The organism is Parabacteroides timonensis (genome assembly GCF_900128505.1).
GTDB classification, from domain to species: domain Bacteria; phylum Bacteroidota; class Bacteroidia; order Bacteroidales; family Tannerellaceae; genus Parabacteroides; species Parabacteroides timonensis.
In genome coordinates this window covers 543563-569693 of record NZ_LT669940.1, presented here as the reverse complement: position 1 = coordinate 569693, position 26131 = coordinate 543563, and the positions used below count along the sequence as shown (strand labels likewise).

At 40.5% G+C, this 26131-nt stretch carries 17 protein-coding genes; 4 read left to right on the top strand and 13 right to left on the bottom strand.

Translation table 11 applies throughout. The annotated features are described in order from the left end of the window. Positions 1–5: 5 nt before the first annotated feature. From BQ7394_RS03000 to BQ7394_RS02990, 3 genes are all read right to left on the bottom strand, one after another. Positions 6–1022 carry a FimB/Mfa2 family fimbrial subunit gene (locus tag BQ7394_RS03000; protein WP_075556014.1) on the bottom strand — a complete coding sequence of 339 codons (1017 nt, stop codon included), beginning with the start codon at positions 1020–1022 and terminating at the stop codon, positions 6–8. A gap of 109 nt (positions 1023–1131) precedes the next feature. Beyond that, entirely contained in the window at positions 1132–2739 is a 1608-nt protein-coding gene (locus tag BQ7394_RS02995; RefSeq protein ID WP_075556013.1) for an Mfa1 family fimbria major subunit, read from the bottom strand. Between the two features lie 113 nt (positions 2740–2852). Next, on the bottom strand, positions 2853–3419 hold the full coding sequence (locus BQ7394_RS02990) for a DUF3575 domain-containing protein (RefSeq protein ID WP_075556012.1): 567 nt from the start codon (positions 3417–3419) through the stop codon (positions 2853–2855). Positions 3420–4050: 631 nt separating this feature from the next. On the opposite strand from BQ7394_RS02990, the gene argS reads away from it, so the two are divergent. After that, the gene (argS, locus tag BQ7394_RS02985) at positions 4051–5844 is read left to right on the top strand and encodes an arginine--tRNA ligase (RefSeq protein WP_075556011.1); all 1794 of its coding nucleotides are present in this window, start codon (positions 4051–4053) and stop codon (positions 5842–5844) included. Positions 5845–5929: 85 nt separating this feature from the next. On the opposite strand, the gene topA is transcribed toward argS, so the two are convergent. After that, a complete protein-coding gene (gene topA, locus BQ7394_RS02980; protein ID WP_075556010.1) occupies positions 5930–8284 on the bottom strand; it encodes a type I DNA topoisomerase in 2355 nt (784 codons plus the stop codon). Positions 8285–8441: 157 nt separating this feature from the next. Here topA and BQ7394_RS02975 point away from each other — a divergent pair, with 157 nt between their 5' ends. After that, a complete protein-coding gene (locus tag BQ7394_RS02975) occupies positions 8442–8705 on the top strand; it encodes a tetratricopeptide repeat protein (RefSeq protein WP_075556009.1) in 264 nt (87 codons plus the stop codon). Here BQ7394_RS02975 and BQ7394_RS02970 read toward each other — a convergent pair. The 3 genes from BQ7394_RS02970 to BQ7394_RS02960 form a co-directional block, all read right to left on the bottom strand. Further along, complete coding sequence (locus BQ7394_RS02970) at positions 8699–8953, bottom strand: alpha-L-fucosidase (RefSeq protein ID WP_235848657.1); 255 nt, start codon at positions 8951–8953, stop codon at positions 8699–8701. The genes BQ7394_RS02975 and BQ7394_RS02970 overlap by 7 nt on opposite strands. Before the next feature lie 144 nt (positions 8954–9097). Next, positions 9098–9697, bottom strand: a complete 600-nt coding sequence (locus BQ7394_RS02965) for a porin family protein (protein WP_075556008.1) — start codon at positions 9695–9697, stop codon at positions 9098–9100. Between the two features lie 140 nt (positions 9698–9837). Then, entirely contained in the window at positions 9838–11442 is a 1605-nt protein-coding gene (locus BQ7394_RS02960; protein ID WP_075556842.1) for a PQQ-binding-like beta-propeller repeat protein, read from the bottom strand. A gap of 238 nt (positions 11443–11680) precedes the next feature. Between BQ7394_RS02960 and BQ7394_RS02955 the strand changes: the two genes are divergently transcribed. Continuing rightward, positions 11681–13792 (top strand): TonB-dependent receptor plug domain-containing protein, encoded by a 2112-nt coding sequence (locus BQ7394_RS02955; RefSeq protein WP_075556007.1) that lies wholly within the window; start codon positions 11681–11683, stop codon positions 13790–13792. 62 nt (positions 13793–13854) lie between these two features. Here BQ7394_RS02955 and nagB read toward each other — a convergent pair whose 3' ends face one another. The 6 genes from nagB to BQ7394_RS02920 all read right to left on the bottom strand — a co-directional run bounded on the left by nagB (position 13855) and on the right by BQ7394_RS02920 (position 24863). Then, positions 13855–14667: a glucosamine-6-phosphate deaminase gene (gene nagB, locus BQ7394_RS02950; RefSeq protein ID WP_075556006.1), complete on the bottom strand. Its 813-nt coding sequence runs from the start codon at positions 14665–14667 to the stop codon at positions 13855–13857. Between the two features lie 128 nt (positions 14668–14795). Continuing rightward, complete coding sequence (locus BQ7394_RS02945) at positions 14796–15992, bottom strand: FprA family A-type flavoprotein (protein WP_075556005.1); 1197 nt, start codon at positions 15990–15992, stop codon at positions 14796–14798. A 3-nt stretch (positions 15993–15995) separates the two neighbouring features. Beyond that, positions 15996–16844: a prolipoprotein diacylglyceryl transferase gene (gene lgt / locus BQ7394_RS02940; RefSeq protein WP_075556004.1), complete on the bottom strand. Its 849-nt coding sequence runs from the start codon at positions 16842–16844 to the stop codon at positions 15996–15998. Between the two features lie 10 nt (positions 16845–16854). Continuing rightward, positions 16855–17751, bottom strand: coding sequence for a diaminopimelate dehydrogenase (locus BQ7394_RS02935; protein ID WP_075556003.1), 897 nt, complete (start codon positions 17749–17751; stop codon positions 16855–16857). 295 nt (positions 17752–18046) lie between these two features. Further along, a complete protein-coding gene (locus BQ7394_RS02930) occupies positions 18047–18826 on the bottom strand; it encodes a DUF6383 domain-containing protein (RefSeq protein WP_075556002.1) in 780 nt (259 codons plus the stop codon). Positions 18827–23870: 5044 nt separating this feature from the next. Next, the gene (locus BQ7394_RS02920) at positions 23871–24863 is read right to left on the bottom strand and encodes a sugar phosphate isomerase/epimerase family protein (RefSeq protein ID WP_075556000.1); all 993 of its coding nucleotides are present in this window, start codon (positions 24861–24863) and stop codon (positions 23871–23873) included. Between the two features lie 152 nt (positions 24864–25015). On the opposite strand from BQ7394_RS02920, the gene BQ7394_RS02915 reads away from it, so the two are divergent. After that, positions 25016–25972, top strand: coding sequence for a hypothetical protein (locus BQ7394_RS02915; protein ID WP_075555999.1), 957 nt, complete (start codon positions 25016–25018; stop codon positions 25970–25972). Positions 25973–26131: the final 159 nt, after the last annotated feature.

The following is a 26131-nucleotide window of genomic DNA, read 5'->3' as shown; positions in this document are numbered from 1 at the left end:
TCACATTATTCAATCTCTATATCATGAAGCCAATATATCCAGTCGGCAATCTGAAGACCGATCGACAGAAAAGCATTTCCGCTTCCAGGATCTTTTTCAGTCACGCAGAAAATAAGGTTCCACTCCCCTTCACGGTCCAGATATTCTTGGAAAGGCAGGGCTGTACCGTCATGCCTGTTGATAGGCTTGGTATACAACAATAGAGTCAGTAAATTATAGCTCCATACTTCGTTAAGTGTTTTCGTATCGCGTACAATAATCTTATAATCGAGTCCTTCCCTATTCAATAACCGAAGGGTATTCAGGTGGGCAGATACAAGAATGTCACTAGTCTCTCCTCTGTTGAGATAGTAAGGTGAATAAGTTACCGGATGAGTTACATCCAACGGTTCGTTCTCCCATGAATAGGTGCCGCTTTCCGGTGTAACAATTTCAAAGGTATACGGAGGAATTTCAGTAGCTGGAGCCGCTCCGTTCAAACTAACCAGCATGATATTAAACCGATTGGTAATGCGCATCAGGTTCACCTGATACACTTTATGGTCGGCGTTTTCCGGGGAATAGTCTATTTCCAGGGCTTCGCCTAAATAAAGATGAGGGAATTCGAAGTTCACCTCGTCCGACCTGCGTTCCAGGGCAAACATAAATTGTTGAAGTGTTGTAACTCCCGGAACCACATCTTGTCCGAGATAATCGGAAACACGAAAATTATCGGACAACCCTCCGAGAGTAAGCACCTTGTACTTCCCGTATGCAAGATCGTCTGCCAACGGCATTCTGTTACCATCGACTAATCCGGCAGCTTCGGTACGTTTGGTGAATAATAGTTTATCATTGCTGTCGAACACGAATACGTCTACCGATTTCACCTGTGGACTAAACGAGTCCGCATATTCCATATTATGATCGAATACGAATTTCAACCACAGCTCGCAACGGGGCATATCCTCAAAGATCGAGGTACACGAAGCCGGTACAAGGAATATGATAAGCAAGAACAACTGTTTGATATTTCCGAACATATTTTTTTGTTTATTCTTTTAGCTATGACACCCCGAAGGCTGACTACTTAAAAAACGGAAAGAACCAGGCAGGTAATCCCCTACCTGGTTACTTTATTTGAGAGTTTTATTAGATATCAAAATCTGTAGTCCAGAAAATCCATGGACCTACCTCTATTTCGAAATCCAGATAAGCACTATCCTGGTCAATATCTTCTTCCGGATCTGGATCTTCAGGACCACCACCAGGATACCATGGCGTACCTTTACCTCTGACATTCTTCAGAGTCAAGTTATACCAGTTATTACGGGCTACACCGTATTTACCAAAAGCCATATTAGGAAGTTCTGAATTATCATGCCGAATCTCGTAGTAGTAATAATTAAGACTACCTTGATACCACCAAAGACAATCGTCTATTTTGGTAATTTCACCACCATCCTCAATATCTACCAGCTGCTCTTTAGTGAGTGCACTAAGATCAGAAGTACTGATAGCATTATTTGCCTTATTTACCTCTACCAAAAATTTATCAGTTGCCGCAATAAGTAAATCACCCATAGCTGACTGCGCTACTTTAGCAGCATCATAAGCTGTTTTTAGAGACGCAAGGTCATAAGCTTGACCATTATAATAGAACCAATCGTCTCCCAAAGTAAAATCTTTAGGACAGTACTTTCCTTTAATAACTACACGTGTAGCTGCTCCAAATTTTTGTGCATCCGCAGCCATCGTATTCTCAATACAATAATCCGCTTTAGTACTCCCCTTCCATAGTGCATCAACCGGAACAGGATCTGAATCAGAAACTTTGTTTAAAATAATTCCTGTTTCCTGATCAGGTAAACTGTAGTTAGGATCTTCTGTATAGAAGTTCTGACCATCATAAAAAGTTCCCGTATGACCGCCGGTTATATCACTCTTCTTAGCATAAGGGAAAAATGTACTGTTACGATAATCAAGTATCCACTTTCCAAACTCAAACTCTGCACCCGATGGGTGCACCGTAATATTTTCTTTAACAGCATTTACAACCATTTTAGACGCTAGGCGTTCAATTTTAAGGGTTGCTTTATTCCCAGGGGCACTCGCCGCAGCTTTAGCTTCTGCGTCTGTTTTATATGTACCCTGAGGATCAACCTTTATAACATTAGTGGTTACATCAAGCAAACCATCATCCGGCCATCCCGATTCATAGGTACCTACATTAATCATCGTAAAGTATTGACCAATGCCAGTAGTAGGGTTCACTGATGCCATGATCTCTCCGACAAGAGCATCAGGAGTCTGACTGCTGGTAAGAGCATCTAAAACAATTGCTTCATTGAAATCATTATAAGTCGTTGTTGAACCTAAGGAAGCGAGTCTACCTTCCATTTTAGTTCCCGGATTAGCAACTACAAGCAAAAATTTGGTGTCTGGATTTACTTTAAGAGCTTCAGTTGTGTTTTCACCAGAAAGTCTAGTATAATAATTCGTTGCATTAGCATGTTTGATTAATTTCTTGGTTACATCAAACGTCAATACATAGAACTCTCTAATATCACCTTCTTCTTTCTCAGCAGGTTTCTCTATTGAAGCACGTGACTTTAGATCTGGATACGTTACATTTAACGACATATAAGCCGTCCCCGAAGGATCCGTGCCAGTATCAGGCCCTTCTCCTTCAACGTTGTCTGAACAACTTGCCATTGTGGCTATAGCCAGTAATACGGCAAAAATAGATTTGATTCTCATTCTGAATAAATTTTAATTATGATTGTTAGATAAATTTTAATTATAACTATGATAATAAAGAAGTTTAGCATCTACTATACCCGATATTTCTTTTATACTGAGTAAATGAAAAGTTATTTAAAAAAGTAAACAACCGAAAGTGCAAGTTTCGTCACACCAAAATAATCTCTGTCTTTTTGAATTTTGTCGCCACATGCTGTACATGGATATTTATCCTGGTTCAGATGGGCCCAACCGACCCCTACCACCGCTTCCATGCTCCAACGGTTACTCAACAACCACTGATAACCATACGAAAGCCCGGCTCCGTAAAGAGTTCCCTGGTAACGGCTCTTTTCCATATTGTCACTCAGGAATTTTATTCCACCTACATTGTAGTCTCCGTAGTGTCCATGAATTCCCAGAAAATGTCCCACGAATTTCTCACAAGTCCAATACCGTAATTCAGGTTGTACCAGCCAATGACGCAGACGCATAGCATCGCTATCATCTCCAAATTTCCAAGGATTATAGTTTGCGGAAACGTCCAACGTCCATTTTTTACTCAAGCCCAATTCAACTCCCAGGTTCATGGTGGTAGTCAAATCATAGAGCAAGTTAGACTTTACAGCCACTTTTTGGCTGAAAGCACTTGTCACCGTAAATATCAGGAAAATGAAAAGTAAAAAAACGGTCCTCATGCAATCCCAATTAATGAGCCAATATTAAAACTTCGCATCTTCATGTCTGACGTATTAAGCCCAGTCGTTACTATTAAAATATTAACCATCCAATTCTCAATTATAAAATTCATAAAATACTATTCCTACAGTTTTCATAACCTTTTGTTATCCCAAATGAAGTTATGTTATAATCCCAGTGTCGTCAGGCTCTTACTCTACGAAATCAACCGAATCTAAAGTTATATTCCATTACTTACAACCCAAGCCCAATTTGGTGTAACTTAAAGTCTATAATTTATCCCAAAAACACTCTTTTTATAATATCACAAAGATCGATAATGTCAAATAAATCATTGCGCCATGACTGTTTCTGATATCATACGCACACGACACGGCGTGCTACCCATTTCACAACAAAGCCTGTTGGCTTTTTCGTTTTTCGAAACTCCCTGCTTGCTTACCTTTTTTACACATACTATCCGAACACAAAACAAAATCCCGTCTGCAAAAACACAAATAAACCCCAGCAAAAAAGAATATAGTAAAGCCCATGCTAACTGTTAATTCAAAACAGCTATACGAAGGTTTTTAGAAAATAATCATGTACCTTTGCACACAAAATAAAATCCGATATATAAGAAGTAAGAATATGGTTATTGAACAGCAGATCACCGGTGCAATCATTGCCGGCATAAAAGAACTGTACGGAGCAGATGTTGCAGCCGGTCAGATACAGTTGCAAAAGACAAAGAAAGAGTTTAAAGGACATCTTACCCTGGTTGTGTTCCCTTTCCTTCGCGCATCGAAGAAATCACCGGAACAGACTGCACAGGAAATCGGCGAATACCTGCAGAAAAATGAACCGGCCGTATCTGAATTCAATGTGATCAAAGGTTTCCTGAACCTGACAGTTGCCGGTCCTTACTGGATTGATCTGTTGAATACGGTCAACGTACAACCATCCTACGGGATCATTCCTGTCACAGATCAATCCCCTCTGGTGATGATCGAATATTCTTCCCCCAATACAAACAAACCTTTGCATTTAGGACACGTACGTAACAACCTGCTTGGTTACAGTTTGTCTGAAATCATGAAGGCCAACGGAAACAAAGTGGTTAAAACCAATATCGTAAACGACCGCGGTATCCATATTTGTAAATCGATGCTTGCCTGGCAGAAATGGGGTAACGGCGTTACACCCGAATCATCCGGCAAAAAAGGGGATCACCTGATCGGCGATTTCTATGTACTGTTCGACAAACACTACAAACAGGAATTAAAAGAGTTGGAAGCTAAAGGTCTGACAAAAGAAGAAGCAGAAGCCCAGTCTTCACTCATGGCCGAAGCCCGCGAAATGCTTCGCAAATGGGAAGCCGGAGATACAGAAGTTCGTGCTTTGTGGGAAAAGATGAACAACTGGGTATATGCCGGTTTCGATGAAACCTACAAGATGATGGGCGTAGACTTCGACAAGATCTATTACGAATCTCAAACCTATCTGGAAGGAAAAGGTAAAGTAATGGAAGGACTTGAAAAAGGGATCTTCTATCGCCGCGAAGACGGTTCTGTATGGGCCGACCTGACCAAAGACGGACTCGATGAGAAACTATTGCTCCGTGCCGATGGTACTTCCGTTTATATGACACAGGACATCGGTACTGCCAAACTGCGTTTTGACGATTACCCGATCAACAAAATGATCTACGTGGTTGGAAATGAACAAAATTACCATTTTCAGGTACTTTCTATCCTGCTCGATAAACTGGGCTTCGAATTCGGGAAAGGTCTGGTACACTTCTCTTACGGTATGGTAGAACTGCCGGAAGGAAAGATGAAGAGTCGTGAAGGTACTGTTGTCGATGCCGATGACCTGATGGAAGAAATGATCAGCACTGCCCACGAAATATCACAGGAATTAGGCAAATTAGACGAAATGACTCCGGAAGAAGCCGCCAATATTTCCCGCGTTGTCGGTTTAGGTTCCCTGAAATACTTCATCCTGAAAGTCGATCCGCGTAAAAATATGACCTTCAATCCGAAGGAATCGATCGACTTTAACGGTAACACCGGCCCATTCATCCAGTATACCTATGCCCGTATCTGTTCTGTTTTGCGTAAAGCGGCCGAACAAGGCATTGTCTTACCGGAACAATTACCGGCAAATACGCCTATATCAGAAAAAGAAGAAGGGTTGATCCAAATGATCGCAGACTATGCAGTAACAGTAAAAGAAGCCGGCAAAGAATACAGCCCGGCATACATTGCTAACTATATCTACGACCTGGTAAAAGAGTATAACCAATTCTACCACGACTTCTCCATCCTTCGCGAAGAGAATGCCGAGATCAAACAATTCCGTCTGGTATTATCTGCCAACGTCGCTAAAATAGTAAAATCCGGTATGTCGTTACTGGGTATCGAAGTTCCGGAAAGAATGTAAGAACAGAAATATCACTCATAAAAAAGGATCCTGCTGATTAACTCAACAGGATCCTTTTTTCTTATGTCTTTCTGATCTCTACCGATCAGGCCTTTTTCTTTGTAGTCCGTTTTTTCGTTGTCGCAGGTTTTTCTGCCGCCTCGGCAATGATCTTCATGCAATCTTCCAACGTCAGCTTTTCAGGATTAGTAACCGTCTTCGGAATACGGTAATTTGCCTTCTTATAAGTTATATAAGGGCCATAACGACCGTTCAATATTTCCAGATCAGGATCTTCATCGAACTTCTTCAGATAACGTTGTTCGTCTTTCTTACGTTTCTCATCGATCAATTCGATAGCCTCTTCTACTGTAATAGAAAGAGGATTCAGATCTTTCGGGATAGAGATAAATTTCCCGTCATGACGGATAAAAGGTCCGAAACGTCCTACTGCTGCAACCATTTCTTTTCCTTCATATTCGCCGATCGTACGAGGTAGGTCGAATAGCTTCAACGCTTCTTCCAACGTGATCGTTTCGATTGACTGACCTTTCATCAAAGTGGCAAACTGAGGCTTCGGAGCTTCTTTATCCTCCGTATGTGCCTGACCGATCTGCACAACCGGACCATAACGGCCGATCTTCACAAAGACAGGATTTCCACTTTTCGGATCGATACCCAACTCACGTTCTCCCACCTTATGGGCCGTTTTTATAGCAGCTGTTTCTTCCACGATCGGATGAAACATTTTATAGAACTTATCTATCGCATTTGTCCAGACCATTTCGCCATCTGCCACGGCATCAAACTCCTTCTCGACACTAGCCGTAAAGTTATAATCCAAAACAGAAGGGAAATATTCCATCAGGAAGTCATTAACTACCGCTCCGATATCCGTAGGCATTAACTTATTACGGTCTGCCCCCACTATCTCCTTCTTATCAGCCTCTTTGATCTTGCCTTTAGCCAACGAGATAACACTATAAGCACGTTCGGTCCCTTCTTTATCCCCTTTTACTACATACTCACGATTCTGGATCGTTTGAATCGTCGGAGCATAAGTAGAAGGACGTCCGATACCCAGTTCTTCCAAACGACGAACAAGGCTGGCTTCCGTATAACGCGGTGGACGTTGTGTAAAACGTTCCGTTGCCACGATATCATTCAAAGTCAAAACTTCATGCAATTTAACAGGAGGTAATAAACCATTCTCCTTATCCTGTTCTTTTTCATTATCATCATCGTAGCTTTCGCGATACACCTGAAGGAAACCATCAAAGGTGATCACTTCACCTACAGCCACAAATTTTTCTTTCTTATCATCGATACAAACAGAGATCGTTGTACGTTCCAGCTCAGCATCTGCCATCTGGGAAGCGATCGTCCGTTTACGAATCAATTCATATAATTTCTTTTCCTGCGCAGAGCCACTGATCTCTACATTACTTATATAAGTAGGACGGATAGCCTCGTGCGCTTCCTGTGCACCTTTACTTTTTGTATGGTACTGGCGGAACTTATGATACTTTTCTCCGTAAGTTTCCAGAATAGCTTCCTTAGCTGTTCCCAATGCCAGATCACTCAGGTTCACCGAGTCGGTACGCATATAGGTAATCAACCCGGACTCATACAGACGCTGAGCGATCATCATGGTCTGCGATACGGAATACCCCAATTTACGAGCCGCTTCCTGCTGCAGGGTAGATGTTGTAAAAGGAGGTGCCGGCGATTTTTTTACCGGTTTTTTTGTGATCTCATCGATAGTGAAAGAAGCAGTCTTGCAGGATTCCAGGAATTCCATAACATCCTTCTTATCCTTCAGACGTTTGTTTAATTCCGCTTTCAGGATAGTCGTTCCATCGGGAAGAGTGAAATTAGCAATGACACGATAAGCTGCCTCCGAAACGAAATCGTTGATCTCACGTTCGCGTTCAACAATAAGACGGACAGCTACCGACTGCACACGTCCGGCAGACAAAGCTGGTTTTACCTTTCTCCACAGGATAGGAGAAAGCTCGAAACCCACAATACGATCCAATACACGGCGAGCCTGCTGCGCATTCACCAGGTTGATATTGATATCACGCGGTGTTTCGATAGCATGCAAAATTGCATTCTTGGTAATTTCATGGAAAACAATACGTTTCGTATTTTCCGGCTTCAATCCCAAAACTTCATACAGATGCCAGGATATAGCTTCTCCTTCGCGGTCCTCATCGGATGCGAGCCATACCTGTTCGGCTGTCTTAGCTTCGGATTTCAATTCGGATACCAGCTTCTTCTTATCAGCCGGAATCACGTACTGCGGAGCATAATCGTGCTCGACATCAATACTAAAATCTTTTGTCTTCAAATCGCGGATGTGCCCGTAACTCGACATAACCTTAAAATCTTTCCCGAGGAACTTTTCGATGGTTTTTGCCTTGGCGGGTGACTCCACTATTACCAGATTCTTTTGCATAATCACTTTTCACTTTTTAGAAATCGAGTGCAAACATACATAAATAATTAACGTAACCGTACATCAGTAACAAAAAAACAGTTTTTTAAACCGTGATTATTATGTATATAACCTCTTCAGAATTATCTTTGTCTACAAAATATCGCATTATTTCAATATGGAAACAATCAGACAACTTATCAACGATAATAAAACAGACGAAGCATTGCGTTTGTTGGATGAATACATTAAAAAAAACGCTTCAGACGATGAAGCGTTTTACCTGCGAGGAAATGTATATCGCAAAATGGGGGATATACGCCAGGCACTAAACAACTATCTGTCAGCTATCGAGCTCAACCCTGACAGTCCAGCACAAACAGCATATAATGCCCAGATTAAAATATTAGATTTTTATAATAAAGATATGTATAATCACTGAAGTTGCTTACGCAACTCATTCAGTACCTGAATATCTTTCTCCCGGATCTTTCCATCACGAGCTGGTGGAAAGTTCAGGATAAGGATATTATCATTCTTCGTACACTGACGGTATAACCGGGCAAGTTCATCTACCGGTTTATACTTTTGGCCGGTCGTATTATAAAACCAGCGTTCGCTGATACAGATAGTAGACTCCCAGGGCATATAATACGCTTTTCCATCGTGTGAAAAGATTTTCGGTCCCACAAAGAGTAAGACAAGGATAAGAGTAGGAAAGTTACAAAAGTCTGTTTTATGGTAATAAAATTTATACCACAAAAATAATTATTCTTTCAGAGCCGAATTATCCAAATTTCGTTTTAAAGTTTGCATAATCCGGCTTTAAATCTATCAGAAGCGCCAGCCTACATTGAACTGAAGTACCCCATTACGAGATTTTTCATCAACTGTTGCTCCTATAAGAGAAGACATCTTATCTTTATTGATCGTATTAGCCAAACCTATATTATAATTCAGGGAAACAAGGAATCCCATAGGCGACTGGTAACCGGCACCGATAACAATAGCAAAATCGACAGTTTTAAATAAATCGCTACCTTCACTTGTCGAAACAGATGTACCCGATTGAGATGCTTTTATTTTTGAAGACACCTTAAAGCCCAACTGTGGTCCGGCAAATAAATTGAAGCCCTCATATACATATCCTTTAAACAGAACAGGAATATTCAGATAATCATTCTTTATTTTCATGGTCACACCACTATCTTTGCCTTTCGTTCCCTGCATCGAATAGAAAATCCCCGGTTCGATCGCAAAATGATCAGTCATCATCACTTCACCTGCCACCCCGATATTCAAACCTGGTTTCATACTACCATCAGAGTTTGTCATATTGGCAAAATTCAAACCTATTTTCGGAATAAAATGGAATTCTTGTGCACTTACCTGAAATGCAACGAATAAAAGTAAGAATAATAAGCTCTTTTTCATAACTACAAATTGTTTTAGATATTAAACACAAAATACTATCTCAATAAATTCAAACTATTTCACTCCCACAATGTCTGTCTTTACTCATAAACACAGACCAAAGATAAATACTAAAATGAATAAACAAATATTTTTACTTATTATATTATAGGGTTGTCAATAAATCGCTCCGGGAAAAGTTCTTTCAGATTTATTTCCAGAATCTTATCCCTGTCTTCACTTAGCGTATACACTTTACCTTTTATCAGATATAAATCAAAGGGAAGATGTAACACTGCCAATTTCTTACTGTTAAAATCAATCAGATATTGGGTCTTATTCTGACTGATGATAGAATATCCATCCCCTGTCAGATCCGTAAAAAACAACTCACCAGGCGAATAGGTGCGAATAATATTCATCTGTTCATCAACTTCAAAAACATCATACTGGTCATTATATACGAAACAAGAGGATGAATCAGACGGCATAATCTTACGGAAAGAGACACTATCCGGATTTATCGTATAAAAGAAGTTGCGCAAAAAACCTTGTAACTTACCATTGGCCTTTTCATCCCAGGGAGAGACCTCGATCTCCGTACTATCGGCCAATTGGCAAAAAGACATGCCGTCGTCAAATAATAGATATAATGTATTCCGGTCTTCTTTTATACAGGCATCCTCAATCTTGTCTTTCTTTTTCGTCAGTTGATTCAGGTAGATATTTTTACCGGTATTCTTGTCAAAACAGGCTATGAAAGGCCTTCCGATATTGACCGCCATCATCATCTTTTCGTATGCAGAAGAGCAATCCCGAAAATTTCCGCGGTAACCACAACCATAATTAATCATATACAGTCGGTCATCATAGGTAAACAACTCCGAATTTGAGGTTAATTCCTCAGGCAGAGGGTATCCCCATTTCATTTTCAATTGTTCATCCAAACAAAGCAACTGCGTCCGGTTGGCAAAATACAATAAGGAATCTTCTCTCAAAACGTTTGAGACCAACTCTACAACCGCATTTCCTCCGGTCGGCATTGTAACTACCCCAGTCAGAGCACCGGTCAATATGCCTAAAGCGCCTAATGCAACCGCTCCGGTATAATTAGTTGTCCCAGTCTTCATCGGATAACTCTTCCCTGTCCCATCGTTGATATTCACTAGATGCATCCCGTCGGAAACAATTAGCCTGGTCGAATCATTTATCATCCCATCATAATTCCAACCATATGTATGGGGTACTTCCCGAGTCCATAAAAGTGTTCCGGAGCTTGTATCGTAGCATTCTAGGTTTTTCGAAATTCCATTCTTGTAAGCCCAGATTTTGCTGTTTTGATGATCCAGTACATAAGGAAATATTTTCTTACTCCATTTTTCCTGTCCGGTCTGAATATCCAGGAAAGAACTTTTAATACCTTTCGAATTAAACAAAACGCCTTCAGAAAGTAAAACGCTCTGATCGCTCTGATAATTCATCTTCTTCCTCCACAACTCCGTTCCTTTCTGGAAATCAAAAAGAATCAACTCTCCTTTATTCTTATAAGACCGTTCGTTTTTCGTCAGGTGGGCTATCTCCACCATGAAAAAAGTGGCTGTTGTATCCATCTTATATTTCCGCACCTTGCCATCGAATTCAATACCATGTGCTATCAAATCTTTCCCCTCCATCGTTTGTCCTATCACCACCTCCTTCATATCCTGCCCATGAACGACAGTATAGAACATCAACAAACAAACGAATAAACTGAATGCTTTTTTCATATTGTCATTTCGCATATAAATCTTCAATTCTTAATTAATACCAGCATAAAAAATAAAACCAATCGTACCTATATAAACGTCACCCTATCGAAACTATTGCAAAAGAAATAAAGTTAAGCTCACTTTTTTAAAATATCCCTTCCGGTCATTCGTCACCGATAATAGATAGACTATCCAAGCAATTACAATTTTTATTTACAACAAACCGAATGAACGGAACAAGAAATGAATCAATCGTATGAAGACAATTTTATTATTTATCGCAACTATATTCTTAATGCTTCCCTCCCTATCTGCCCAGCAGGTAACAATGCGGGAAGATTCTACATTTGTTACTTCCTCTTCCTTTTTCCTGGATGAAGTGACTGTTACAGCTAAATCGGTTATAAATAAAGGAGATAAGTTATCGATATTACCTTCTGAAATTCAACGAAAAACGGCTACCGATGGAGTTGAGCTGTTGAATAAAATGCAACTATCCCGTATCATGGTAGACGTAATGTCCGGAGAAATAACTACACCAGGCAATGGAGAAGTACAGTTAAGGATTAACGGAATACTCGTCACTTATCCCGAAGTAGCTGCGCTGAACCCGGAAGATATTATCCGGATTGAATATCACGACAGTCCGGGTGTACGCTACGGAAATGCCGCAGTGGTAATCGATTATATAACACGCAAAAAAGAGTCGGGAGGCAGTATCCGTGGAGGTGCTTTCCACAGTATCGGAGGAGATCGTACCTCGATCGACGATATGCTGTCCGCCAATTATAATAACGGAAAATCAGAGTTCTCGGCAAACGTCCGTTTCATCCAGCGTAAAGGCGACTGGACACGAGAATACAACGAAAAGCTCCTGTTCCCCGATCATGAATTACAGCGAAAAGAAATTGGGGAACCTACCCTTTTCAATAAGAAAGTATTATATTCCAACTTAAACTACAGCCTGCAAGAAAAGGACAAATACATCTTCAATGCACAATTCCGGTATAGCTATAATGATTTCCCTGCCGGATACGAAGACCGCAAAAGTAAACTCTACTCTTCCGGATCAGATATACCGCTGTCTATTTACGATCATACGGTAGAAAAAAATCATATTCCAGCGTTGGATCTTTACTTTCAACGTACGCTAAAAAATGACCAATCACTAATCTTTAACCTCGTCGGCACTTATATAGAGACAAAAAACAACCGTATCTATCAGGAAATAAGAGAGAATATCCCCGAAACAGATATACTGTCCGAGATTTCCGGGAAAAAGTATTCGCTGATAGCGGAGGGTATTTACGAAAAGAGGATAGGAAAAAGTCAATTTACCGGAGGCGCGAAACATATCCAGTCATATACGGATAACCAATATACCGGAACGACAGTAACCGATGTAACCATGAATCAAAGCGAAAGTTTTGTCTATGGGGAATACCAACTGAAAACCGGTAAATGGAGTTATATGGCAAACCTTACCCTTTCCCGTTTCTACTACAGCCAACAGAATAATAAAAATGAGAAATATGCCCTGCAACCATCCCTGCGCGTCACTTACAATCCCAACCAGGATTTTGCATTTCGTTACAGTGCTGCATTAAAGAACAATACTCCCTCTATCGCCTACCTCAACGATGTGGAACAGCCCATCGACCTGTTACAGATACGCAGGGGAAATCCCGGATTGAAATCATTCCAAAGCATCAACCAATCTTTCAATGCTGGATACAACAAGTCATTTTTCGGGATAGATGCACTCGTGACTTATGATTATGAACATAAGCCGATCATGGAGTCCGTTCTTTACGAAAGCGGTAAGTTTATACGGACGTATGACAACCAGCAATCTTTCCAGGATCTCGCATTCGAAGTAGCCTTCCATATAAAGCCCTGGAAAGATCATATTAACCTGTCGGTTATACCTGGACTCAACCGCTACATCAGTCATGGCAACAACTATTTACATACCTACACAATGAAATCGCTTCGCGTCAATCTCGACTTTTCGTATCGTCACTGGATCGCCAACTTTGCCACCATTGTACCACCCAACAGATACGTTTACGGGGAACAATTGATGAAAGGAGACCTGATGCATACACTTATGGTCGGATACAAAATGCCAGCCTGGTCGGTAATGGCAGGATTATATAATCCTTTCATCCGTACATACAGATCGGAAAATGAGAACTGGTCAGCCCTCAATCCGGTAAAATCGGACATTCACAGTAACAATATGGCAAGAACGGTAGTGGTCAAATTCAACTTCAACCTGAATTTCGGCAAACAGTTAAAAAGCATTCGCAAAGCTGTTCAGAACATGGATAACGATCCGGGTATTATATCGGGGAATAAGGACTAAATAAAAAACGGAGCTGTTTCCTTTCGGTACAGCCCCGCTTTTTATTCTATAACATTTAATCCTTACTTCAACAAGCTGCAAGGACAAAGATTATCTTTTTCGATATCTTTGAAGTAGTTGTATGTACCGACTTTGATTTCAGCGCAAGCCGCTTCGTCAGCTACGATAATACCTTTCGGGTGCATCTGCAAAGCAGTGATTGTCCACATCTGGTTGATAGAACCTTCAACAGCCTGCTGCAAAGCGCGAGCCTTGTTATGGCCGTTTACCATGATCAATACTTCTTTGGCATCCAGTACAGTACCTACACCAACCGTTACAGAAGTCTTCGGAACCTTGTTTACATCGTTATCGAAGAAACGAGAGTTAGCGATGATCGTGTCGGTAGTGAGAGACTTTACACGAGTACGTGAAGACAAAGAAGAACCCGGTTCGTTGAATGCGATATGACCGTCAGGACCGATACCACCCAGGAACAGGTCTACACCACCTACCGCTTTCATCTTTGCTTCGTAAGCAGCACATTCGGCTTCCAGGTCAGGAGCGTTACCGTTCAGGATATTTACATTCTCCGGCTTGATGTCAACATGACTGAAGAAGTTGTTCCACATGAACGAATGATAGCTTTCCGGATGATCTTTCGGCAATCCTACATATTCATCCATGTTGAAAGTGATGATATTCTGGAAGGAGATAACACCCTGCTTGTTCAATTCGATCAAGTTCTTGTACATACCCAGAGGAGACGATCCGGTAGGCAATCCCAAAACAAAAGGTTTTTCAGCTGTCGGATTAGCTTTCTTAATCTTTGCAGCTACATAATTAGCAGCCCATTTCGAGAGTTGCTCATAATCTGGTTCAATAATTAGTCTCATAACGTTTGTCTTTTTTCAGTTGACAGTTGACAGTTGACAAGTGACAGATATAGTCACCCTCTTCCGCGAACCGGAACTGATTAGGTTATTAATAGTTTTTTTAGATCTACTCTTTTAACTGTCAACTGTCACTTGTCAACTGTCAACTCTTTCGCCATTGCTTCACCCAAGGCCCAGCATTCTTCATACTTATCGGCTTTCATACCCTGTTTTTGTTCAACAGGTGTACCTACGGTTTCCCATTTCATCTTTTCACCGAAAGCAGTCAGGCGCTTGACAGCGGCACCAGCCCAGGTAAAGGAGCCGAAATAGCCATACAAACGGTTTTTCACCTCACGCATTTCGATCTTACTCAACACGGCTTCCACTTCGGGGAACAGGCTGTTCGAATAAGTCGGGCTACCAATAATCAGACCTTTATATTTGAATACATCTTTCAGTATATAGGATGCAGGACTTTTGCTGACATTATGCAATACGATGTTTTTCACCCCATGAGCAGACAAAGACGAAGCGATCGCTTCCGCCATCTGTTCCGTATTACCATACATGCTGCCATAGATAACAACAACACCGTCTTCACCTTCATAGCGGCTCAAACGATCATATATTTCAATCGCCTTTTTTGCATATTTACGCCATACAGGGCCATGAGTCGAACAGATCGTTTCAATCTCTAATGCAGAAAGTTTCTGTAAAGCACGCTGCACCGGATTTCCATATTTACCGACAATATTGGAATAATAACGGATCATTTCTTCCCAATAATGATCTACATTCATTTCTTCATCGATCACACCGCCATCCAGCGTTCCGTATGTACCGAAAGCGTCGGCTGAGAATAACAGTTTATCTGTCGAATCGTAAGTCACCATCACTTCCGGCCAGTGCACCATCGGAGCCATGTAGAAAGAAAGCTGATGACGACCGATATTCAGCGTATCCCCTTCTTTTACTTCGTGAAGCCCGGTCGTAATCCCATGATATCCGTCCAACATACCGAATGTCTGCTTGTTTCCGATGATCTTCACATCCGGATATTGCTGGCGCAGCAGACGAATACTTCCGGCATGATCGGGTTCCATATGGTTCACGATCAGATAGTCGAGTGTACGACCATCCAGAGCATCCGCTATTTTTTTCAAAAATATATCAGAGTAGCAAACATCCACCGTATCAACCAATACAGTCTTTTCGTCCACAATCAAATATGAATTGTAGGAAACACCGTACGGCAGTGGCCACATATTTTCGAAGAGGGCCTTCTGACGGTCGTTAACTCCTACATAATATACCTTATCTGCTATTTCTTTTAATTTGTACATTACTTACTTTTTTATTTTTAATTCCTCATAATTATTCGGCTTTCTTGTCAATGCTCTCCAGACAAACCAACAACCGGCCAAAACAAAAGGAACACTGAGCCACTGTCCCATATTCAACATCATATTGTCTTCGAAAGCTTCCTGGTTATTCTTCAGGAACTCGATAAAAATACGCGAACCGAACACACAGATCATAAATACTCCGAAAATAAGGCCTTCCCGCTTCCATTCTTTTTTTATGAAGTAAAGCCACATACAGATCCCGAAGGTAACCAGATAGCATAAAGCCTCATATAACTGTGTCGGATGACTGGGTACCGTAAAGATCGGCTCTGCTCCCATCTTCCAGGCATGCAGATTTTCGATAAAACGGAATCCCCAGGGAAGATCGGTCGGATGACCGTATATCTCATGGTTCATCAGGTTACCCAGACGGATCATAGCCGCAACCAATCCGGTAGGGACAACCAATTTGTCGAATGTCCAAAGCATACTCTTATGCGTAATGCGTTTAGAATAAAAGTAGATGGCAATAACGATACCTAACGTACCGCCATGACTTGCCAGTCCTCCTTCCCAAACCTTGAAAATCTCAATCGGATTGGCCAGATAATATCCGGGATCATAAAAGAGGCAGTGTCCTAACCGGGCGCCGACCACAGTTCCTACCATGGTATAAATAAGCAGGGAATCGATCCATGCAGGAGGAAGTTTCTCATTTTTCCACATACGGCTCACAATGGTGTAACCAATCCAGAAACCGATAGCAAAAGCAAGTCCGTACCAGCGTATTTCGCGTGAACCTATGGAAAAGATGGCGGGGTCAGCCGTCCAGGTAATAAAGTCGAGCATATTTTTTATATTAAACTAGTCGTCTGATCAAGTCTTCTCTTTCGCCGCAGATCATATCGATCACCGGCAGTTCGATCATAGTGTAAGCACCCGGCTGCTGTTTGAAACTTGCACGGGCAACAGCTACCAGAATCTGGGCCGTAAGAGCCGGGTTGTTGATCTTCATATCGAATTCAACCAACTGGTTCTGCGTTTTGCCCGATACACCTTTGCGAACCAGGTTCACACCGTGTCCCATATCCAACAGGTTGTCTACACATTCCACCTGCATTACATGCGTTTCATCATGTGCGAAATAATCGTCGGCTTTGATAGCAGCAGCCACCTGCTTGAAATCGTAACCGTCTTTCACTTCGATATAAACCATACGGCGATGAACGCCTGTACCCATCGGGATTGTCATCGACAAAGCAGCTTTTACACCTTCGATCGCTTTTACGGCAACCGTATGTCCCATACTCATACCCGGGCCGAAGTTTGTATAAGTAATTCCTTTCGGAACCATTGCTTCCAATAAAGCGCGAACAACAGAGTCGCTACCCGGATCCCATCCGGCAGAAATAACAGCAACCGTATTATGTGCTTTGGCTACAGCATCCAACGAACGGCGCAGGTCTACGATACCTCCGTGGATATCAAAGCTATCTACCGTATTGATGCCTAATGAAAGAATTTCTTTTGCGTATGTCTCTACGCTACGGGTAGGAGTTGCAAGAACAGCAACATCTACTTTATCTAACTTAGTGATACTGTCAGTCACAGTATAAGCTTTCAGTTCGTCCGGTACGTCATTCGGATTACGACGTACAACACCTGCTACTTCAAAATCGGGAGCAGCTTCCAGGGCCTCTAACACATACTTTCCAATGTTGCCATATCCAACGATGGCGGCTCTAATTTTCTTCATACTTTAGTTTTTACTTTTCAACCAACCGCAAAGTTAATTATTTATGGCGAAAATCCATCCGAAGCTTATAAAGAAAAGTTACGAGGTGATAAATGGTATATAAAAATAAAGCTACCCCGACCCTAAAGCCGAGGTAACTTACTTTTTGTCTGTTTTCGCTCTTCACAGAGATCGAACAGAAGAACTTTATTTCATTACTTTAGTATTAATACTGACCGCTTGTTCGCCCGTCACGGGGTACTTGGTTCGATATCACCGCGCAGTCAATTTAAATTTATTGATTATAAATAGTTTCTTATTTTACGATTGCTTTGACAGCTGCTTCGCCTTCTACGGCTACTACAACTACACCCTGAGGAGCAGCGATCGTAGCGTTGTCAGAAGAAAGAACTGTGTTAGCGATTGTCTGACCAAGAACATTGCTGATAGTAACTTTCTTACCAGCTGCACCATTAATGATTACTGCACCTTCAGTAGCAACTACAGATACTTCAGAAGCATTGATTCCATCGTTAGCTGTTGGAGTACGAGTTTCATCGTCATTCATGTTGAATACATCAGCATTCTTGATATCTGCAACAACTACAACTACGCCATTCAACCATTTCAAATAGCCTGTTTCTACTTTTGATACAGCTTCACCACCATGCCAAGCCTTACGTCCGGTCTCGATAACGAATGAGCCTTTTTCCTGATCTACATAACGGAATGCGTACTTAGCAATGCTATGAGAATAGTCTTTACGATCCATCGGCAGTTTGTCATAAGTTCCATTCGGACGTTTCAGATATAATGTATCGTGTGTATGGTAACCTTCTACAAAACCTAACTTAGCCCAATCTTCTCCATCTTCTTCGTTGATGAATTTATTGTTATGCAGGTGAGTTTCACCATATACATAAGCTGAATCCATCAGGTTAACCAAGAAGCGACCACTTGTTGTATCAGCTTTGTGTTTAGGATGACCTTCGATATCACATTCACGGTTATCTTCCCAATGTTTAGCATCTACAGCCAACAGATATTCCCAACGATTGTTGTGAGCACGATTTACATATGCTGTATCGACATACAATGCAGGATTAATTTCCGGGAACTGAACAGCATTTGCAATACTCAGGAATTCACCCTTTTCAAATAATACCTGTGCTTCATCGGCACTTTCGTTACGGAAAATCTTGATTGTANTCCATCTTCTTCGTTGATGAATTTATTGTTATGCAGGTGAGTTTCACCATATACATAAGCTGAATCCATCAGGTTAACCAAGAAGCGACCACTTGTTGTATCAGCTTTGTGTTTAGGATGACCTTCGATATCACATTCACGGTTATCTTCCCAATGTTTAGCATCTACAGCCAACAGATATTCCCAACGATTGTTGTGAGCACGATTTACATATGCTGTATCGACATACAATGCAGGATTAATTTCCGGGAACTGAACAGCATTTGCAATACTCAGGAATTCACCCTTTTCAAATAATACCTGTGCTTCATCGGCACTATCGTTACGGAAAATCTTGATTGTATCAGCCATAGCTACTGTACGATATTCCGGAGCTTCTTTGGGTTCTACAGTAAAAATATCGTTTTCAGTCTGTGCATACATACTGCTTGCACGATTCAAAATACCTTTGTCTGCACTATCGCCACCATATACTTTGTAGCTAGCTATAGTATTTACAGGATCTTCAACCAGATCTTCATTTGTAGAAACTGTTACCAGATTATACTTATCGTTACCAACCATCTTCAATGCAAAGTAGTCAGCGTCAGCAGCATCTGTATAACCAATTTTCTTTGAAGCTTCACCTGTTACATACTTACTGTTGCCATCATAAGCCATATACTCGCCATTAGCAGAGTTCATCAAAGTATATGCCGGGAATTTCAGGATCTTTGATCCTACTTCTACACCATTTACTTTTTCAACTGTTGTCTTATATGTATTTCCATCATAATATCCAAGGACACTTCTGATTTCAATTGTATCAGGAGTAACAGATACAACTTCACCATCTACATCCAATTCATGACACATAGCAGGAGTCAATGTCCATTCTGTTGCATTTGCTTTTTCTGTATCCAAACCAACCTGATGGCTACCAGCGTGGTTTTCAACCATCCATGCATTACCTTTCCAAACCGGAGAGTAAATACCTACATAATAAGACTGATCTTTCAATTCATCTGCATTCAGACGCAGGTAACCGTCATATTCGTTATAATCAGTATGTGCAATAATTTCGATAGTATCGCCTTGATAAGCAAATACGTCTGTTTCTCCAGGGATACAATAGATTTGCTCTGCATCGAAAGTCCAATAAACAGGAGTCATTCCTTTTTCAGTCCGAGTATAGTCTTTAGCTGCAGACGGTTGTTCGCGATTCTTCAGCGTCAACTCCTTATTGTCAGCATCATAAGTCATTGCAAACTGAGTTTCCGGATAACCGACCAAAGCTTCATTAGCCTTTACATAGGCTACATTACCGTAGGCATCCAAACCTAATACTTTACCATAAATTGTCTGATCTTTATCTTTATGTTTTGCAGTTACAGTAAAGAAGCCAGGTTTAGAACCTAACAATGCTTTAACATCAACAATATTGAAGTGACCTAATTCAATAGAAACAGAAGACAAATACGGATCATTTGTATTTTTTTCTGCTGATAAATAGTTTTCTTTTTCTACTTCCAGTGCACCAATTGTATATTTACCGCTAGTTGCTGTCGCACCTGCTACTGCAACTTCAATTCTGGCAACCTTGCTATCACCGGCTGCAAATCCGTCATAAGCATAAACAGTGAACAAATATGCGTAACGATCTTTTGTATCAGCATCTGCCAAAGCTGTTCTCAGCGCCTTGCTAGAAATAGATTTCAACTTATAACCATAAGTTTTACTATTACCTACTGCATATTTATCTTTTGTATCAACAACGATATAATTGCCATCGGCATTCACCAAAGCATAAGAAGAATTAGTCGCACCTATGATGTCAGTCTTAGGTGTCAAAAGTCCGATAAACTGATCTGCGTTCAGGCTTTCATCTGCATATTTAATTTTTGCTTCAAAGCTTGCACCGTAGTACTGTTTCAATTGAGAAGCAGTTACGATTGTGTTTGCAGGAGCGTTGACAACAACGATATCTTTGCTATCAAATTGAACAGCTGTTCCCCCTAATGCATCGATAGTATTTAACGTAACAGATCCACTTGTATAATCAAGAACAAACTTATTATCCTCTTTCTTTAATTTAATTGCGACTTTCTTGGAAGAGCTCATTAAGAATTTCCCAGCCTTATTCTTCAGTGTTGCATAAGCAGTACTAGCATCGGATTTAATCATTTCGTCGATAGTCCACAAGAAGTTCGACTTTGTACTGGTTTCATATTCAGCCCAATCAAAAGAAGTAGTACCACCCAAAGCCTTAGCTGGTTCAGCTTTATCCATGAACACATAATAATTACCAGAAGTCATTTCTTTAGCAGTTGAAGCGATAGGAGCAACAACTACATCACCTGTTTCAGAAACAGACACCTGAACAGTTCCAGCCGGAGCAGCAACATCTCCCAAAGCAACAGCACCTGTTGCATTACCATTAGCATCTACTGTATTGATCAAAACTGCGGCTTCACTTAATGCTTTTTTACTAACCAAAGTACCTGCTTCTTGTCCTTTAGAGGCTATTGTTTCAATAGCTTTTGCTATTTCTGTCGGAGTTGCGTCTTCTACAGTCAAAACTGTCGAACCATCTGCTTTACCATTTGTAATAACATCTGCTAATGCAGCTTCGAAAGCAGAAAGAGTAATTGAGCCAGATTTCAATGAAATAGAAGCACTTTCTGAGGTGTCAACAGCTTTTGTCAAATAAGCAAATTCAACAACATGATTCGTGTTTACTTTTCCATCAGCAAAAACTTCCTCACCAACACGAACAATTACATTAGCATCATTATCGCTGAAAGTGTTATTGGAAACTATACCAGCAGCATCAAAACCTTCAGTAATAATTGCAGATTTAGTGGCAATTTTTAAACCAGTTAACACTTCAACAATTGAATTACCTTCTGCTGTTGATCTCAATGCATTCTGATACACTTGAAATGCACTGGAATACCAGTATCCATAATTATCAAAAGCAGTTTTTGCAAAACCGTTCAGAGTATTACCTTTAATAATGTAATTAACTTTACTTGTCTGAGGAAACAAAGTTATACCGTTAACAACAGCGGCTTCAGGAATATCCCCACTAACCGACAGAGTATTACCTGCAACAGTCACACTAGAAGCAAAAACAGCGATAGAGGTATTATCCTGAAGTTTATTAGAAGCAGTTGTACCAGCAGCATTTACCAAATTTAAATTACTAACTGTTACGCCATCTGCAGCAATAACAAGACGTCCTTTAAAAGTCTGTGCATCTTTACCTGAACTTGTCAATGTAATACCTGCGTCTTTAATAATAACGTAAGAAGGTATTTTCGGAGTTTCTTCTTCATTTGCCTGTTGAGCAGTAGCTGGATATAAATCAACCTCAGCAGTCAGGGCAATTTCTTTGTCACCATCCAATGATAGTTTTGTGATATCCAAGACGCCATTTTCTCCAATTGCAGCTTTAAAAGCATCTGAAGTCACATCCTTCGCATCCACATAACTAAACAGCGCGCCACCAGTCAGTAAGCTCACTGTCAAAAGTGTAGAAAACTTTTTGTTCATAATTTAAAATTTAATATTAATAATAGTGTTACTTAAAAGCCTATTCACTACGATCTAAAGTGTTGACATTTGTTAAATGACTAGCTAAAAGGATCGTTTTTTCTAGTCATCTTTTTGAAGGGATAGTCACTTTGTAACTGAAAGCAGGATTTTTGTACAGACTTTCGTATTCTATTGATAAGAAAGAACATAGGATGGAAAAGAATTTTATTGATTTCTTTGGAGGTTTAAAAACTATAAGTAACTTTGTTGGCGAATTAAAACGATCGTTTTTCCTAGTCACTCCGTTTATCAGTCTTATTCCTTGTTTTATATACTCTACGTGCAATTATAATGCATCGTTTTATGTTTTACTATATATATTAGATACATATATAATGTACGCGCACGTACATCTGTTAAAAGAGAGTTAAAACACTGTGTTTTTTGCCAACGCCCCAAATGCCTTGTTAATTATCGTTTTAAATTTAACATATTTTCAAGATTTCAGATTCATCCAAATGATCAAATTACTATTTGTTTCCTATAAACCAGAAAACAGCCAACAACCCACTGTGAATGATATACCGTTTGTTCCTGTCTAAATGTCAATTAGCCAATATAAAGCCGTATCGACTAACAAATAGATTGTAAAATGGATTTATTAATAACTCATGTTTATTCCACAAGTATTCCTACAGAGAATAAGTATATACACTTTTTAACCATTCTTTTTACTCAACGTCGTTTTTAATTCTTCTACAAGCAAAAAAAATCTCGTTTTAAACGAGATTTAATTTTATTGAAAGCAAAATATATTTTTGTTGCAGAATAATTTCATCCTGCTTAAGACTAATTTTAGTTAAATTATGAATAATAATATTGTTTCGCAACTAGTAAAATGACTCAAATACATGTTATAAAACACTTTCACATAGCTAGAACCATCTACAAAACGATCCTATCCCCGATATCAATAAACCAAACAAAAGTGCCATTATCACAACACATCAGTAACTATTATTACTTGATCGCACCAATATAATGTTAATTCAGCCATAATTACAGCATTTCAGAAGCAACAAACACCATCAAAATCGCATAAAAACAGGCAGTACCTCCCCTACCTCGGTACACTCTTCACATAGGATACATAATATATCATTTTGTCAAATGGATATTTCTGTATTTCACGTTATACTTAAATATATATCCCCTATTTCCAAGATAATTGTATATGTTTATATTAAATGAAAGAAAAGCAGCAACAATATTAAAATAACTGGATGAAGAAAGATTACAAGATTGGTTGGACGAATATTCAATCAGTGAATTATGGAACAAGGATGTAATTGAAGGCAAATAAGAAAGACTGTATTTGATGCTCAAATACAGCCCTCTCCTATGATCTATTTTTATTACTTTTTCTCAAAGAATGCATCAAACGCATGCCCTGAAGGTTGGAAATCCACCTGCTTTACGAACTCGCACGACTCGCGGGCACCATGCTCACGATCCATTGCACTGTCTTCCCACTCTACCGATAGCGGCCCCTGGTAATTGATATCGTTGAGGGCACGGATTATTTCTTCAAAGCAGATCTTACCACGTCCCATACTACGGAAATTCCAGTAACGGCGGGAATCTCCAAAAGTGGAATGTCCTCCGAACACACCGATCTGTTTCGGGGTATCGCTCCAGTAGACATCTTTCATGTGTACATGGAAAATACGGTCGGGGAACTGATTGATAAAGTCTACATAATCTACTCCCTGATATCCAAGGTGGCTCGGATCGTAGTTGAAACCAAAGGCAGGATGATTATTCAATGCATCGAGTGCCTTACGGGCAGAATAAGTATCGAATGCTATTTCTGTGGGATGAACTTCCAGACCATAGCGAACGCCCAACTCCTGATATTCATCCATGATCGGAATGAAACGACGTGCAAAATCAGCATAACCGTCTTCAATCATCTGATCCGTGACGGGAGGAAAAGAGTAAAGCCAATGCCAGATTGGACTGCCCGTAAATCCGGCAACCACATCAATACCTAATGCTTTAGCTGCACGGGCTGTTTGTACCATATATTCCGCTGCACGCTGACGTACGCCTTCCGGCTCGCCGTCTCCCCAGATACAATCGGGAAGTACCGCTTTATGCCGTTGATCGATATTATCACAGACTGCCTGGCTAATCAGATGGATGGAAATACAGAAAAGTTTCAGGTCGTATTTGGCCAGCAATTTTTTTATGCCGTCATAATAAGCCTGATCCGTACGACGAACATCGAGATGATTGGGTAAACCCAGTTCCAATCCGTCATATCCGAAAGCCTTCGCTTTTTCACAAACTGTTTCCAGAGGTAAGTCACCCCATTGCAGGGTACATAATGTTACAGGACGCGCCATTTTCTTTTAATTTTAAGGTTATTACATTGAGTCTGTTTTCTACAAAACTAGGAAAGTTCCCTGCAAATCCATAAGTTATCTCCTTAATATTTTTTAAATTCCGAAATAAGTATTTTCTTTGTGTAGATTTTATCATTAACAATTCCTTTGCTATGAAAAAGAAAGACTTGTATGCATTAGCCTGTATCATTTGTCTGGCAGGCTGTAGTAGTCCGGCTTCGGACGAAATTGAAATTGTACAGAATTTATTTCCGGTACAATTCAGTGTTCAACTACAAAAGGAGGTGCTTCCCTTCTCCCCTACCCGCAGTATGCCGCCTAACACGATCCCTGAACCGGAAATACCCGACGAAGAGAGTTCGGAAAAAGAAGTGGGTGATCTATGTTCCCGTATAGAATATGTAGTGTTCAACCAAGGGAAACCGGACGAACCGATTCGACATCTTACTTATAAGATAGATTCAGGGGAGGATTTCGGTATTGTTTACGACACCTTACCGGCTGGAAACTATCAGGTTTGTTTTCTGGCACACAGTTCAAAAGTGACTGCATTTTCAGAAAATATCTTTTCTTTTGATGAAGTTTCGGACACTTTCTATCATTCACAATCATTTATTACCGGGGAGAATGAGGCAAGCAATGAATTCGTATCCCTGGAACGGATCATCGGCAGGATAGAGTTCTGTGCATCTGATCCTGTGCCGAATGATATCGAGACATTCGAATTATCTGTCGAGAATTATCCGGAGCGGTTCAATGTTCGAACAGGGAAAGGGGTTATCTCTTCCGATCTGTACCAACTTGTTCATCAGTTCACACCGAAAGAAAAGTTGCAATCCAACACATCTCACTCGTTCTTCACTTTTATTCCCGAAGGAGAAACAAAAATATCGGCAACCCTCATTTCTACAGACGCAAGTAACAATGTCATGCGTAAACGAACCGTCAATAACATCCTCCCCATCCGAAATAAAACAATCCGCTATACCGGAATTTTATACACCCCACCCAAAACAGACGAACCGGATAACACATTCCAGTTAACGATAGGGAATAATGGGAAATGGGAAGAAACAGTAGAAAATGAGTTGCCGGATATAGAGATATAGAGATTCAATTATTGTCAGTTTTGAGCCTATTTGTCTCATTGTTTTTTATGGGGCAAAGCCCCATGCCGCAGGCTCTCTTTTGCCGTCTACTTCAGCTGACGGATATAAAAGACAGGAGGCAAAGCCTCTTCCTTTGTGGGCTTAAGCCCCTTTATTAAC